Origin of the sequence: Lactobacillus sp. ESL0261, assembly GCF_003693025.1 — a bacterium.
Lineage (GTDB): Bacteria > Bacillota > Bacilli > Lactobacillales > Lactobacillaceae > Lactobacillus > Lactobacillus kullabergensis.
In genome coordinates this window covers 1-15,042 of record NZ_REHN01000004.1, presented here as the reverse complement: position 1 = coordinate 15,042, position 15,042 = coordinate 1, and the positions used below count along the sequence as shown (strand labels likewise).

Annotated in this window: 14 protein-coding genes and 3 tRNA genes; 3 read left to right on the top strand and 14 right to left on the bottom strand. The window is 34.8% G+C overall.

Going from position 1 to position 15,042, the window contains the following annotated elements; all coding sequences use genetic code 11:
- Window positions 1-157: 157 nt before the first annotated feature.
- The 4 genes from nadE to F5ESL0261_RS02270 form a co-directional block, all read right to left on the bottom strand.
- A complete protein-coding gene (nadE, locus tag F5ESL0261_RS02285; RefSeq protein ID WP_122052032.1) occupies window positions 158-988 on the bottom strand; it encodes an ammonia-dependent NAD(+) synthetase in 831 nt (276 codons plus the stop codon).
- Window positions 985-2,463 (bottom strand): nicotinate phosphoribosyltransferase, encoded by a 1,479-nt coding sequence (locus F5ESL0261_RS02280; RefSeq protein ID WP_045927645.1) that lies wholly within the window; start codon window positions 2,461-2,463, stop codon window positions 985-987. The genes nadE and F5ESL0261_RS02280 overlap by 4 nt, the downstream gene beginning before the upstream one ends.
- Window positions 2,464-2,539: 76 nt before the next feature.
- On the bottom strand, window positions 2,540-3,631 hold the full coding sequence (locus F5ESL0261_RS02275; protein WP_122052031.1) for a glycosyltransferase: 1,092 nt from the start codon (window positions 3,629-3,631) through the stop codon (window positions 2,540-2,542).
- 2 nt (window positions 3,632-3,633) lie between these two features.
- Window positions 3,634-4,365: a WecB/TagA/CpsF family glycosyltransferase gene (locus F5ESL0261_RS02270; RefSeq protein WP_109585937.1), complete on the bottom strand. Its 732-nt coding sequence runs from the start codon at window positions 4,363-4,365 to the stop codon at window positions 3,634-3,636.
- Window positions 4,366-4,489: 124 nt separating this feature from the next.
- On the opposite strand from F5ESL0261_RS02270, the gene tagD reads away from it, so the two are divergent.
- Window positions 4,490-4,876 carry a glycerol-3-phosphate cytidylyltransferase gene (gene tagD / locus F5ESL0261_RS02265; RefSeq protein WP_045927642.1) on the top strand — a complete coding sequence of 129 codons (387 nt, stop codon included), beginning with the start codon at window positions 4,490-4,492 and terminating at the stop codon, window positions 4,874-4,876.
- 41 nt (window positions 4,877-4,917) lie between these two features.
- Here the strand turns inward: tagD and F5ESL0261_RS02260 are convergent, their stop codons facing one another.
- Complete coding sequence (locus F5ESL0261_RS02260; RefSeq protein ID WP_045927641.1) at window positions 4,918-5,616, bottom strand: GntR family transcriptional regulator; 699 nt, start codon at window positions 5,614-5,616, stop codon at window positions 4,918-4,920.
- Window positions 5,617-5,697: 81 nt separating this feature from the next.
- Window positions 5,698-6,813, bottom strand: a complete 1,116-nt coding sequence (locus tag F5ESL0261_RS02255; protein WP_122052030.1) for a hypothetical protein — start codon at window positions 6,811-6,813, stop codon at window positions 5,698-5,700.
- A gap of 461 nt (window positions 6,814-7,274) precedes the next feature.
- Here F5ESL0261_RS02255 and F5ESL0261_RS02250 point away from each other — a divergent pair, with 461 nt between their 5' ends.
- A complete protein-coding gene (locus tag F5ESL0261_RS02250) occupies window positions 7,275-9,029 on the top strand; it encodes a BspA family leucine-rich repeat surface protein (protein ID WP_122052029.1) in 1,755 nt (584 codons plus the stop codon).
- 40 nt (window positions 9,030-9,069) lie between these two features.
- Here the strand turns inward: F5ESL0261_RS02250 and F5ESL0261_RS02245 are convergent.
- From F5ESL0261_RS02245 to F5ESL0261_RS02215, 7 genes are all read right to left on the bottom strand, one after another.
- Window positions 9,070-9,141 (bottom strand) — tRNA-Gln (locus F5ESL0261_RS02245).
- 7 nt (window positions 9,142-9,148) lie between these two features.
- Window positions 9,149-9,230: transfer RNA gene (locus tag F5ESL0261_RS02240), tRNA-Tyr, on the bottom strand.
- A 63-nt stretch (window positions 9,231-9,293) separates the two neighbouring features.
- Window positions 9,294-10,475 carry an aminotransferase class I/II-fold pyridoxal phosphate-dependent enzyme gene (locus F5ESL0261_RS02235; RefSeq protein WP_122052028.1) on the bottom strand — a complete coding sequence of 394 codons (1,182 nt, stop codon included), beginning with the start codon at window positions 10,473-10,475 and terminating at the stop codon, window positions 9,294-9,296.
- A gap of 162 nt (window positions 10,476-10,637) precedes the next feature.
- Window positions 10,638-11,342, bottom strand: a complete 705-nt coding sequence (locus tag F5ESL0261_RS02230; RefSeq protein WP_122052027.1) for a glycerophosphodiester phosphodiesterase family protein — start codon at window positions 11,340-11,342, stop codon at window positions 10,638-10,640.
- A gap of 200 nt (window positions 11,343-11,542) precedes the next feature.
- Window positions 11,543-11,614, bottom strand: a tRNA-Gln gene (locus F5ESL0261_RS02225).
- 89 nt (window positions 11,615-11,703) lie between these two features.
- The gene (locus F5ESL0261_RS02220; protein WP_122052026.1) at window positions 11,704-12,219 is read right to left on the bottom strand and encodes a GNAT family N-acetyltransferase; all 516 of its coding nucleotides are present in this window, start codon (window positions 12,217-12,219) and stop codon (window positions 11,704-11,706) included.
- An 81-nt stretch (window positions 12,220-12,300) separates the two neighbouring features.
- On the bottom strand, window positions 12,301-13,359 hold the full coding sequence (locus tag F5ESL0261_RS02215) for an SEC10/PgrA surface exclusion domain-containing protein (RefSeq protein ID WP_045927636.1): 1,059 nt from the start codon (window positions 13,357-13,359) through the stop codon (window positions 12,301-12,303).
- 341 nt (window positions 13,360-13,700) lie between these two features.
- Here F5ESL0261_RS02215 and F5ESL0261_RS02210 point away from each other — a divergent pair, with 341 nt between their 5' ends.
- Window positions 13,701-14,603, top strand: coding sequence for a hypothetical protein (locus F5ESL0261_RS02210; RefSeq protein WP_122052025.1), 903 nt, complete (start codon window positions 13,701-13,703; stop codon window positions 14,601-14,603).
- A 311-nt stretch (window positions 14,604-14,914) separates the two neighbouring features.
- On the opposite strand, the gene F5ESL0261_RS02205 is transcribed toward F5ESL0261_RS02210, so the two are convergent.
- The coding region (locus tag F5ESL0261_RS02205) for an IS3 family transposase (RefSeq protein ID WP_147446222.1) at window positions 14,915-15,042 on the bottom strand (128 nt) is incomplete at its 5' end.

Genomic DNA, 15,042 nt, shown 5'->3' with positions numbered 1-15,042 from the left:
TTTTTAAATAGCAGTAAATCATTTTCACCGGACGATTCTCTCTTTGAACTGCTAATCTTAAAAAACATATCTTAAGTTACCAGTAATTGTACTACTTGCACAGTTTTTGTCAATGTTCAGCTAAATTTGAACGCCTTAAAAGTATTCCTTTTTTAATCTATCTACGATAAAAATCATCAAAAACAGTTACCGGTAAATGCCGCTTATGCTCACTTTTACGCCAGAGCGACTCGATTTTCTGTGCAGCCAGTTCAGAAACTGTCCGACCTTCTAGGTAGTCATCAACATCCTTGTAGCTAACTCCCAGTGCAGTTTCATCCGGTAAGCCTGGCTTATTTTCTTCCAAATCTGCCGTTGGCACCTTTTGGTATAAATGCTCTGGACAATTTAAAAGTTTAAGCATCTGCTTACCTTGTCGTTTATCTAAACGGAAAAGCGGGGTCAGATCCGCTGCACCATCTCCATATTTAGTATAAAAACCGCTAAAATTTTCAGCCGCATGATCTGTACCAACTACCGCACCATTGTGAGCACCAGCAATAGCATATTGTACAATCATACGTTCACGGGCTTTAATATTACCCTTGTTAAAATCTGTGATCTGCTGTCCAGCTTCATTCAAACTGGCTACCAAAGCATCAACAGCCGGTTTAATATTGACTGTTAAATCCTGATCGGGTTTTTGAAAAGCTACTGCATCAGCTGCATCTTGAGCATCTGCTTGAACGCCATAAGGTAAACGAACGGCAATAAATTGATATGAATTGTCCCCCGTTTCCTCACGCATTTCGGAAATTGCCATTTGGCACAGTTTCCCTGCCAGCGTAGAATCTTGACCCCCTGAAATACCAAGTACATATGATTTTAAAAATGTATTTTCTTTAAGATAATCTTTCAAAAAATCAACTGAACGTCGAATTTCTTTTTGCGGATCGATTTGGGGTAAAACATGTTCATATTTTATAATTTCTTTTTGCAATGGCCTCATTGTACGGTATCTCCTTTGTTAATATTCGTACGAATATCCTGAATGATATTCATTTTACTGTCATACAAATCTTGAGAAAGATCAACAGGGTATTCTTGCGGATTCAAACTTCTTTTATATTCATCCCAAAGACCATCTAAATTAGCTGCACAAAAGTTTTTGATATCTGTTAATTTAGGCTTGTGATATTTTAATTGGCCATTTACAAAAATATCTTTTAAGAGCGGCTCAGCAGTATAATCCGTTACCACTTTATTGATATAAGTATACTGGGGATGAAACATATAAAGTGAATCAAATTCTCGCGGATCTACACCCGCCCGTGCAATCCAGTCACCCTCATTTTTCTTTTCAGTATTGGCTGAAATACGCCAAACCTGCTTTTTACCAGGAGTTGAAACCTTGTCCACATTAGAAGAAATTTTTAAAGTATCACGCATATGGTGCTGATCATCTTCAATTGAAACTAATTTATAAACGGCTCCTAAAGCGGGCTGGTCATAAGCAGTAATATATTTAGTGCCAATGCCCCAAACATCAATTTTGGCTCCCTGCATTTTTAAACTGGTAATCGTAGTTTCATCCAAATCGTTTGAAGCAAAAATTTTGGCATTGGTATAACCGGCATTATCCAATTCGCGACGAACCTGCTTGGAAATATAAGCCATGTCACCAGAATCAATACGTACGCCTTGAAAGTTTATCCTATCACCCATTTCATTGGCAACACGAATAGCATTTGGTACGCCACTTCTGACAGTGTCATACGTATCTACAAGAAAAACGCAGTCCTTATGCGTTTCTGCATAAGCTTTGAATGCTTCATATTCACTGCCAAATGCCTCCACCAATGAATGAGCATGTGTACCAGAAACAGGAATCCCAAACAACTTACCTGCACGAACATTGCTTGTTGAGTCAAAACCACCGATATAAGCTGCACGAGTACCCCAGATAGCAGCATCTGCTTCCTGTGCACGTCTAGTACCAAATTCCATGACACCGTCGCCTTGCACTGCTAGCTTGACACGAGCTGCTTTAGTTGCTAACAAGGTTTGATAATTAATAATGTTTAAAATGGCAGTCTCAACTAATTGACATTGAGCCAGTGGCCCTTCAACTTGCAGCAAAGGTTCATTGGCAAAAGCTATTTCTCCTTCGCGCATCGACCTTACCGTAAGTTCCATTTTCAATTGGCGCAGATAATCAATAAAATCATCGTCATAGCCAATCTCTTCTTTTAAATACTTCAAATCACTTTCTTTAAATTTTAAGTTTTGCAAGTATAAAATTACGTGTTCTAGTCCTGCATAAACAGAATAGCCATTGCCAAAAGGTTCTTTGCGGTAGTAAACCTCAAAAACCGCATTGCGTTCTGAAATTCCTTTTTTAAAATAGGTATACATCATGTTAATTTCATACAAATCTGTATGAAGGGTTAACGAATCATCTTTATCCAATTCTTGATAAAACATTCTGTCCTCTTATTAATCCACTAATATTTTTTGTCTTATTATAAACATTTGTGGATTTTTTAACAATCTTGTCAATCTATGCGATCGTGCTGTATACCTGCAAAATGCTTTCCAACTGCTTCTTTAATGAAAAATGTCGTTCAACATAATTTTTTTCACGCTGAGCCATTTCTTTAAGCAGCTCTTTAGGGGTGTCTACAGCCTGCTTTAACTGAGTGCAAATCGAATCTACATCACCAATATTAGCTACAAAGCCATGCTTTTGATCCGGTATCATTACTTTAATATCACCAACTGCAGTTGACAACAGCGGCAAAAGATTATCGCTTGCTTCCAATAAAACCAAGGGAAAACTCTCAGAATATGAGGTTAAAACCGCTAGGTCCATACGCCGATATAAATTTTTTAATTGTTTATGCGTCATAAAGCCTTGAAAAATTACTTGTGGACCCAATTTTAATTGTTGCGCCAGATTTTTTAGGGAGTTTAACTCCGTACCATCCCCAACAATAAATAAATGAACATTGGCATTATTTAGTTTTTTTAATGCTTGCAGCAGCAATGCCTGACCCTTAACTTTTTCGGCTCTGGCAACATTTACTATATTAAAATTGGGATGTTCATATTTAGCAGGGATCTGGCTGTTTTCATGAAAAAAAGTACCATTATATATTACATGTACTTTTTCCGGGTTAATTTTTACTTTTTTAATTAATAAATTAGCAAATCTTTTTGTAACAGCAAAAATACAATCTGCCTGGCTAATTGCATGCAAATTAACTTTGGTGAATATTTTGCCCTTTAAACCGCGACCAACAAAATCAAGATAGGGGTCGGAGTGAATAGTTATGCACCATTTAGCTGTAATTTTTCGCCTAATTAAAGACAGGAAAAGATTTGCTCTTGCTCCATGAGTATGAACTATATTAAAGTTTCCCTGATTAATGAAATTAGCCAGCTTATTCAAGCCACCTAAATCATAACGACTTTTTATCCCCAAAACTTGTACATCCAGCTTTGCCGTGCGGGCGGCTTGAGCAACAGGACCATCGGCTAAACATAATAAAGTAAAGTTTTGTTGTTCATTTTTAGCTTCTTTTAGCAAATTAATGATGTGGGTCAGGCCGCCGCCATTTTCGAGTCCAGCATTAACGTGCAAAACTTTCATAATTATTCTTTCCCTTTTTTCGACTGGTAAACTTCGTGAACAAAATGTGGTAAAACCATCATTCGCTTTAACCGAGAAGGATTTTTAAGAAGACGATAAAACCACTCTAAATGAACAGTCTGCCAAATTTGAGGAGCTCGTTTGACTTTGCCTGAAAAGACATCAAAACTGCCTCCCACTCCCATCATAAGCGCAGGTAGCAGATTTCTCCGCAAAACAGACAGGAGCTGTTCTTGACGAGGAGAACCCAATGCAGCAAAAACCAGGTCAGGTTCTGTACGCTCTATTTGGTAAGCAACAAGTTCCAAATCTTCCTTAAAATAGCCGTCCTCAGCTCCCACCAGCTGAATATCAGAATAGTCCCTGGCAATTTTTCCTTGAATAGCATGAATTACCTCTGGTCGAGCCCCGATAAGAAATACTCTTAAGCTGCGGTCATTTGCCAACTTCATTAACCATGAAAACAGATCATAACCTGTTACCCTTTCCTTAAGCGGCTCTCCTAATATGTGACTTGCTTTTACAATTCCAATGCCATCAGCGGTGATATAGTCAGCATCATAAGTTAAAATCTTCATAAATTCAGGATTTTCATTAGCTGACATAACAATTTCAGGATTGGCAGTAACTATAAAGGTTGATTGATGTGCATTAATTCTGCCGACAAATTCATTTTGAAACTGGTTAAAACTTTTATTATCGAAACTAACTCCTAAAACATTTACTTTAGTCATAACTATATCTCCTAATCCTCAATTTACTTTATTTTATCAAAATAATATCCAATTGAGGATACGCTTTACCTTTTTTAAAAATATGATACTATTAACTCGTCAAATTGATAGGAGTACTGAAACTATGAAAAAAATAATTACTTATGGTACATTTGATTTACTGCATTATGGTCACGTCCGCCTGCTGAAACGCGCCCGTGAATTAGGCGATTATCTTATAGTTGGATTATCTACTGACGAATTCAATCAACTCCAAAAACACAAGGAATCATATAATAGCTATGCTGAACGAAAATATATTCTTGAAGCCATCCGTTACGTGGACCAGGTTATTCCCGAAAAGAACTGGGAACAAAAGACAAATGATATCCAAAAATATGATATTGATACCTTTGTAATGGGTAATGACTGGGATGGTAAATTTGATTTTTTAAAACCATACTGCAATGTAGTCTATCTGCCTCGTACCCCAGGAATTTCCACTACTAAAATTAAAGATGATTTAAAATAAAAAAGAACTCTGAACTAACTAACAAAGTTAATTCAGAGTTTTTATTTTGCAAAAGTAAATTCAAAACGGTCTGCAACATAGCTGGCCCTAGTATACTCAAAGGGTATGCCATTAGAAAGCTCTGTTACTTGCAAACGAGTAATTAATGCTTCACCTTTTTTTGCATCAAGCAATCTAGCTGCATTTTCGTTTGCTACAGCTGCAGAAATATATTCAGTTACACGTCCTATTGTATAACCATTTTTTTCTAAAGTTTGATATAAATGTGAAGAAATATCGGCTTTTGACATATTTAAAATCAAACTATGCGGAATAGATACGACTTCATAGCAAATTGGAACGTCATCTGCATAACGGATACGCTCCATACGCAAAACTTCCTGCATATCATCTAAATTCAGCCGCTCCATTTCCGATAAGGAAGGCTTACCAAAACGATAAGAAATCAACTTACTTGAAGGCGTTTGGCCATTAGCATGTGTAATATCGGTAAAAGACATAATTCCCGACATTTTTTCCTGCACTTTTTGGTTAGCTACATATGTTCCGCTACCAACACGCTGTTCTAAAATGCCTTCATCTTCCAAAGTTTTAATTGCTTGTCGCAACGTCATCCGAGAAACACCAAACTTTTGGGCTAGCTGCCTTTCAGCTGGAATTTTACTACCAACTTTGTAATTATGCTTTTCTATTTCACGTTTTATTTGATTGTGAATTTTGATGTACATTGGTTCTTCCATGAATGCACCCCCATTACACATCTTATTATAATTCAAATTGGTCTACTCTGCATGATACCTTACAAATTATAATTTAGCAACCTAATTTTTCTTAGTGGTCCATTTCATGCCCCATAAACGAAATTCAGCATTTTGCCCACATTCTACTGTTATCGAATCATCACTTGTAGCAATCACGCTGGCATGCAAATGTGCCTGATTTTCCACCGCCAGATTTGCACCATTAGAATTAAAGATAAGATCATGTCCTTCAAACTGAGCCTGATCGCTTAGAGCTAAGAAATACTCATACTCATTGCCACCATTGAACGTTACACGTCTTGAATTGCACTCAACCTCATTCTGAAAATCAGCATGATTGATAATAACAGAATTGTTAAGTGTAATCTTCGCTTTACCTGTGGCAATTAAACGGTTTATTCTGCTGTTCTGGATTATTATATGTGGGTTTTTCTCGCAGTAAAAGCCACCCTTAAACTCACTGCCAATGATATTAATCCAGGTCTCATCGGTTATAAACATTCCAGTATCCTCTTGTGATAAAAGCTTGCTGTTAAGCATGTTCAACCAAGCCTGTCCCTGAATAAGAAGTGAGTAAACAACAGTGTTATTTATATCTAATTCAACATTTGATTTTTTAAAAGTATCAATACTGCCATGGATACGAGAGTTATTGATAATAGCAGTGCCATGCCCTTCCAGTGCCAAAGCTCCAATATCTTGAACAACATTCTTGATAGTCGAATCATTCATTTCCAAGCGAAAATTGGAATCAGCAAATAAAGAAACAGAACCATTCATAATTACTGTCGAAAATAACTCCAGTGTCACTTTACCGTTAGCAGCTATTGTAGCAGTATCACTACCAAAACCTTTGACAATACAGTTACGTAACGACAAAAAAGTATTAGCTTCAGCAGGTATAAACAAGCTGTTGGCATCATTTACAGTATTAACACACAAATTTTCTAAATTAACAAATTGACTGCCGGCATCTACATTCAGATAACCAAGTATTGTTGTGTCTTCAGGAAGATTGCCAGTTCCTTTAATAGTGATATCAGATAAAAAAATTCCCGCAGGTATTTCATAAAATCCTGGTTCCAAAAGCAGTACATCATCAGCACGCAAATCATTTAAGGCATTATGCCAGCTAATTTCTTTACCTCCGGCACCAACTCGTACAAGTCTTGACATATATTTCCCTTCTTAATCAAAGTTAGCTCCTCTATTTTACTATTAATGACCCGAAAATAGGCAAACTTTAGCAACTGAATTTACTACACTATAAAGAAATTTATAACAAATCATAAAAAAAGTGCATTTTAAATAACAACGATTATTAAAAAGGCAAAAACTTACTCGATTTTTATTTTTAGTAATTGGATTTTTATTATATTCAAATATATATTAATTATATAAGATTATTTTAATAATACTAATTTACACCAAATATATACGATTTTTTATAAATAACACTTTTTATATTTTTTAAATTTAATAGTTATTAATTTATCGTACATAGGAATGGATTTTTAGCAAATTTAAGATAACGTCAGACAAATATTTGGTCAGCTAAAAAGTTTGACCGCCAAAAACTAATGCTGTATAACCTTAAAGTAAAGGTAAATGTATAAATTACACAAGAGGCTTTTGGTATGCTAAGTAAAAATAATAGAAAGCGAAAAAATAACAGCTGTTGTTATTTAAAAAATAACAAAACTAGATTTTTTTCTTATAGTCTAATTGCAACTACATTGATAGGAACTGCATTGGGAACTTGCAATAAACCTATTTATGCTCAGGCTGATTCAACCTCAGCTTTAATAAAAAATTCTGCTACTACAAAAAATCCAGTATTAAAAAATAACAGTAATATTATTTCACAAAATAATAATAGTACTATTCAAGGTAAAGATAATGAATGTGCGTGGTCTTTTAGTGAAGAGACTAAAACACTTACAATAACGGGAGGAACTTTATCCTCTACACCAATCAGCCAGTTGGTAAAGACCCAACAAAGCGATCAGGGAAAAGTCATCAATCCAAATGAGATTCAGTATATTGCTTTCCAGATCGGAACTGCTGACTATGGCGGTAAGTTGAAAGTTCGACTAGCACATAATTCAACTAGTAAATTTGCTAACTTACCAAATTTAGTTGGTTTTATTAATCTCGACAATGTAGATGCCAGTGATGCCAGTGATTTAAGCAGCTTGTTCGAAAACGACACTAGCTTAAAGGAACTTGACTTGACTTCTTGGGATACTATTTCTAATCGAGATATGAACAGTATGTTTAAAAACGATACTGAACTGACCAGCATCGATTTAAATAGTTTCAGAACAGATAGTGTTTTTGATTTCAGTCATATGTTTGAAGGTGATGAAGCTTTAACAACCTTAAATTTAGCCAACTGGAAAACCGGTAACGTTAAAAATATGAGTTATATGTTTAATGGTATTGCAGCTACAGAACTAGCAGATATTACCAGCTGGCAAACTTATAACGTTACTAACATGAGTTATATGTTCAAAGACTCAAAGTTGAAGCAATTAAACTTAAGCCGCTGGGATACAGGAAACATATTTGAAATGACTAACATGCTTGATGGTTTGGGAAATAATTCCGATGGCTTTATACTTAGTCTAGGCAAACATAGACTAAAACCGACAGCATTTACCAACTTTAAAATGCCTAAAGTTATTGCAGTAGGCAACGGTAGTGCTGCTAAACCTGCAGGAAAAATTCTTTCTGTCACCGATTTGGCTAATTTGTATGACAAAGAAGATAAAGATTGTCCGGCCGAAACATATGTTAGCCAACCAATTACCTGGAATGTTGGCTCAGTTGACTTAGATGATTCAGTTAATGACATACATGTTCCAGCAGATAAAAATAATAGCAGCAATTATGATAGTGAATCAAGCGGTTTCACAAACTCAGTTTCAACCGAAAGTTCAAATATTCAAAAACCTGCAAAAGATTCAACTATTAAATCTAATACAGTAAACACTCAAGCAGAAGATAGTGATAGTGATTCTGATACTGTTAAATTACCTCGTAAAGTTCTATGTTCAGTCCAAGTTTATGATCAAAATGGCAGTCCTATTAAAGGCTTTGTGCTTGAACCAGGTTTGACTATTGAAACATTCGGTACACAAACTATTAATAACCAAAAGTTTTATAAGCTTGGTAAAAATATTTTTGCAAACTCCCAAGACATTGAGGGCAAAAAAGCAAAAATTAAGCATAATTCATTCGTTTATAACAAAAAAGGCAAAAGAATCCGCAAATTGCTGGTAAAGAAAGGCAAATCAGTTCGTGTTTATGGCAATCCGATCAAAATTAAAAAGAAGCTTTACTACGTAATTGCTAAAAATAAGTATATTAAAGTTAATAACATAGCTTAAACTGACGCAAAAAGACGACTCTAACGAGTCGCCTTTTTTATTGGGTTAGCTGGATTCGAACCAGCGCATACTAGTACCAAAAACTAGTGCCTTACCGCTTGGCTATAACCCAGTGATAATGGAGGAGGGTGGATTCGAACCGCCGAACTCAGAGAGAGCGGTTTTACAGACCGCCGCGTTTAGCCACTTCGCTACTCCTCCGTCACGCACGTTAATTATAATACCGAAAAACGTACGTGATTGCAAGCAAAATTTGCTTAAATATTACTTCTTATTTTCTTTAACAAACTTTTCTAGTCGCTTCAGTCCTTCTTCAATTTGATCCATTGAAACAGCGTAAGAAAATCTAATATAACCTTCTCCGCCTTCACTAAAACTGGAACCTGCTGTAACAGCAACTTTTGCCTTGTCAACCAGCTCATAAATAAATTTAGTATCATCTTGTTCAAAACCCTCTGGGATTTTAGCAAAAATGTAGAATGCGCCTTGGGGTTTAGCACATTCAAAACCTATTTTGGTAAGGCCTGAATACAAAGCATCACGGCGCTTTTGAAATTCTTCTTTCATTGGCAGTGCGTCATCCATACCGTTTTTAAAGGCCTCTTCAGCTGCATCTTGCATAGGTGTTGGCTCAGTAGTAACTATTGCTTGGTGAACTTTTGCAATTTGTTGCAAAATATTTTCTGGCGCACAAACAATACCAATTCGGTAACCGGTCATGGCCCATGACTTGGAAACGCCGTTCATTAAAATAACTTGGTCATGCAATGATTTCTCCATTGACGCGTGTGGTTGATCATAGTTCAACTCACTGTAAATTTCGTCACACAATGCGAAAATTGGCTTATCACGAATAACATCCGCTAAAGCATCCAATTCGTCTTGACTATACATTACCCCAGTTGGATTGGTAGGATAATTCATAACCAACATCCGTACCCGGTCGCCATACTTGTCAATTACCTTTTGCAATTTTTCTGGTGTCAGCTTAAAGCCGTCGTCTACTGTATTTACTTTTACGATTTCAACGCCTTCATTAATAACGCCCTCGTCAGTCATATAAAGTGGAAACAATGGAGTTGGCACAACCATAATATCGCCAGGATTCAAAGTAGCCAACACAGAATCAAAAATTGATTCAGTTACGCCATTGGTAACCAAAACCTCAGTTTCTGGATCATAGTTTTGCCCATATTTTTTACTCAAAAACTGGCTGGCTGCCTTGCGTAAGCCAATAGTCCCATTTGAAGGAGCATAGTGGGAGTGATTTTCATCAACTCCTCTTTTGGCTGCCTCTTTGATATGATCAGGAGTGTTGAAATCAGGCTCACCAAGAGTGAATTTTACAACATTCGGAATCTTGCCGGCATAATCTGAGAATTTCAAAATCGGATTAGAGGGAGCATCAGCTAAACCTTTTCGTACGTATTTAATTAAATCTACCATATTTTTCACCAAACTTTCTTTTTAATTATATAGATTATACCTTTAATAAAATTATTTTTCTACAATATTTTTCTAATTATTAATTAATTTTATATATAAAAACACCTTTAGACTGTATCAGTTAAAGGTGTTTCAACTTCGATAATTTTTATTTAGGGCAGCTTATCCTTGAATTTGATCACGCAACTTAATCATCATGGGATAGTTATTAGTAAAAATGCCTGCAACATGTTTTTGAAAATATTGTTTAGCAATTTGTGGGTCATCAACTGTCCAAATACGCTCTGTAACTGCTTCCTCTCCCGATAATAGCTTGCCTGGGTGAATGCCAGCAAAGTGGTTATCTTTAACCAATTTAGCTGAATTAACTACTTCTTCATCAGTCAGGTAACAATAAATCTGGTTCGGATCAATTTCCTGGCAGTTCTTTAAGGTAACATAATCAAAAGATGAGTAGATAATGGGATAAACGAAATGATAAAGCTGAGCCAGGCTTAACACAGTATTTTCGATACCACGATAATGAATTACTCCAGTTTTAAATTCCAAGTTTATTTGAATATTTTTATTTTCCAGTAGTTCAAATAATTCTTGCAGCGTCGGAACCGACTCACCATTTGATAAGTGCAGTCGCCTTAATTTATTAAGAGTAAAGTCCTTAATATATCCGGTGCCATCAGTTGTCCGGTCAACTTTTTCATCGTGCATTACTACTGGTATGCCGTCTTTAGTTAAATGAACGTCAAATTCAATCCCCTCTGCCCCATTTTGAACAGCATCGCGGAAGCCTTCCATTGAATTTTCTGCAAACTTGACGGGATATCCTCTATGACCAAATACTATTGTTTTATTTTTGCCATTATTCATATTTTTGTGTTGGTTAAACCTCATAAAAAAAGAAAACATTACAAACCAAACATAGAGGATATAATAAACCCTTTTCCCTAATTCTTAAATAGTAAAATACCAAAAAAGCAAAAATATTTTTGGTATAATTTTCCTGCAAAAAAATAAACAGCTCCTATTACAGAACTGTCTCTTTTCGGGTTGGGTGTTCGTAAGAACAATTGGGTTAGCTGGATTCGAACCAGCGCATACTAGTACCAAAAACTAGTGCCTTACCACTTGGCTATAACCCAATACCATTTGAGCTTTTACTTGTTTGCTCAACATTTAATAGTATAGGAAATTGTGCCCTGCAAGTCAAGAGAAAACAGCTTTTTTCTTGCTATAAATTAAGCTCATAGGCATTTCTAGCGCCATTTTCAGTTTGATCAACCTGAACAACTCCCCGAAACTCAAATCCTAAACTTTTAATCAGACTCTGCATGCGCTTATTGACCCCATGTGTATCAATACGGAAATTATGAATGCCAAGCATCAATCCTCTCGATATCAAGTTTGACATCATAAACTGACTGAGGTGCTGACCGCGAAATTTTGTGCTAATTGCAATTCTGTGAATAGTGGCATATTGTTCGTCATTATTTTTCCAAGCACCATCTATTTCAGTATAATTAGGATCAGGTGTAGTTAGTAAAACAGCAACACCGGCAATTTCTTTATTAGCTACAAGGCAATATGTGCGCTTTAAAGCAATGTCTTCTGCAAGCATTTTACGGTTAGGAGAGCCATTTTGCCACTGAGGATTGCCGTCTTCTTTCAGCAATTCTTTTGCTTCATCAATGATTTTCATAATTTGGTCCAAATCTTCTTTTTCAGCCAAACGAATATAAATCAACATTTTGTTTTCCTCATTACTTTCAATATTTTATTTTAAAGTTAATTATACTATAAAAAGCAGCCTTTCAAATAGGCTGCTTTTTTATGGCTGAAAACCATTATTATACTTTTTACTTTTAACTACATACGTAGGAACGCTAATAAAATGCATGGAACAAATATTATCATTATGCGAAATACTAAATCCATAATAATTATAATCACCATCATGAAGCGAGCCTTGGATGTTAAACAAGTCCCCGGCATGTTCCCATTCTTGATAATAACTTCGGTCAGATCTCTCTTCTTCACCGCTGCCAACGTAGCCAAAAATCATTTGTTTTAAACCAAAATAAACACTTTTCTTTAATTCCGTCATGGACATTGTGGGGCTAATATTATAAAAGCCGGCCATATCTTCAACAAAATTATCGTCAAGGTTAAGTCCATTAGCATGACAAGCACGAACAATTCCAGGAACATAGTGACTGTCTTTAATCGTTTTATTATTTTTGCTATATTCCAAAGCAATATCGGCTGCTAATTTTTTAGTTCCATTACTTTCAACCCAGGGAGCTAAATTCAAATCGTTCCTCGCCTCATTAATAAGACGAAGAGAAAAAGCAGTTAAATCTCCAATTTGCTTAGGTGTAAGCTGATTTAGGTCAACCTGAGTTGCATCATCAGCTTTACTTTCAGATACTTTGAGACGACTAAAATCATTAGTTTTCATCCCTTGCATTGAAGCATTAATAAAATTCTTGCTGGGTTTGCCCTGATAAGCGAGTAGCAACTCAGTTTTAGTGTAACCCTTCGGTAATTTCATTCTTGCCTGGGTATATACTCTTTTGGTGCTCTTTTTAACTACTTTAACATCTTTAGCTAAAATCCAATGTGAATTGTTACCAATTTTATAGGCCGTTCTTTTTTTCTTACCAATTTTTTTCTTGGCACTATATGGATACTTGTATTTAGATTCTGCATAAAAATTAGAATGTTTTCCGGAAATTTTATACAAGCGAACTTTTTTCTTCTTTTTTACTTTAACATAGCCCTTGATAGTGGCTGCCGTTACTTGTTCAGCTTCGCCTATAGTTATTCCTGGAATAGTGATTAAAAAAATAATATTAACTACGGCAATAGCAAATTTGCTTTTCTTCATATTCTTCCTCGAGAGTTATTCTAAATTGGCTCTTTGTGGTACAAATTTAATTCTAAACTTATTATGAGAGATTGCCAATTAAATTATTTTTTCAATTAAGAAACATTTTGTAATATTTTTTTATTCTCCAGTATTATAATGACTAGTAAATATTTTATTGTGCTTAGTATACTTTATTGGACAATTTGATAAAAGGTTATTCTTATTTTCATTTAATTTACTAAAGCAGCAGTATATGTGTTCATTAATTTAAATATATATAATATTTATGGTTATTTTTGTTATTATAGTTTAATAGATAATAAATTTATATTATAATCTGAGAGAAAGGAGATGGCATTATGAATTTTAATAGACATAAGTATGATGATATGATTTCAGATGAAATACATGATGCATTTTACTCTGATCAATCACTTCGAGGAAGAATTGCAAGTTTACGAGCCTATGCTGAAATAGTGGTTAGAAAAATTCTTGATATAGATGAAAGTGAGCAAATAACATTAGGTAATCATAAAATAAGGGAACAGCTTGAGCAAAAAAACCCATTATTATATGATAAAGTAAATAAAATTAGGTTAACAGGCAATGATGGTACTCATACGCAGCATATTAATAAGTTTACTGAAAACCAATTTAATGATATGAGGGATGCGCTATTTTGGTTATATGCTTACCTATTTATTGACTTCTTTCAAAGAAATCCTATGAATGAAAATTTGCATGCACTAATTTATTCTCAATTTTCTTTGCTTCCTCCTATTATTCGATATGATACTCTAAGTTATATATTCAAGCATGGGCAGCAAAATATTTATGTCGCTGATAGACTAAGTATGGCGGTGCTAAAAACATATGATTCAAAACGCGCTTTTGAGTGGATTGAAAAAAATAAAAAGAGTTTATTGGCAATGAAATATCCAAATAGAGAAATAATTGGCTATGCTTTTAAAGTAATGGAAAAAGACCAATTTAATAACTGGATTAGAAATGTTCCTACAGATGCCTACCAATTATGTACCAGAAGAATTAGTAAGCTAAGTATATTTTTTAAAAATCACAGAAAATACTATACTACTTTAGAACAAGCTAAACTATATTATAAAAATTACCGCTTAAATGATGAAACAGTTCCAGGTCTTAATGAGCTTCATGAATTAATGGATTTTGTTTTCCAAGGACGAAATATTGATACTGGATCAATTGATAATCAATTAATTTCTTTTTCAGTATTTGATAATTAAGTTAAAAAAGTTCGGATTAAAATTAGATTTTTCCTACTACAATAAATTCTAAAAGATATCTCAAAAGGACATGTATTATCACAATTAACTGAATACTATTATCTGATATTTTAGTTATTTCTAGTTATAAAATTCTGATTAATATAGCGAAACAAATTACAGGAGTGAAGAAATCACAATGAGATTTAACTTTAACAGATATATTTGCACTCATATTGACCAACATTTTAAAACGGTACCATACTAAAAACCAAAAAGTCAGATGTGGCACTTGATGTGAACCCCAAAATTAGGACACTTTATATTAGCTATTAACTGAGGACTAGCTTCCGATATTCAAGCGGAGTTAGTCCTTTTAGTTTGATTTTGATTCTATTCTGATTGTAATACTCAATGTAGTCTCTGATTGCATCTTCCAGTTCAGTGAGATTCTTAAACT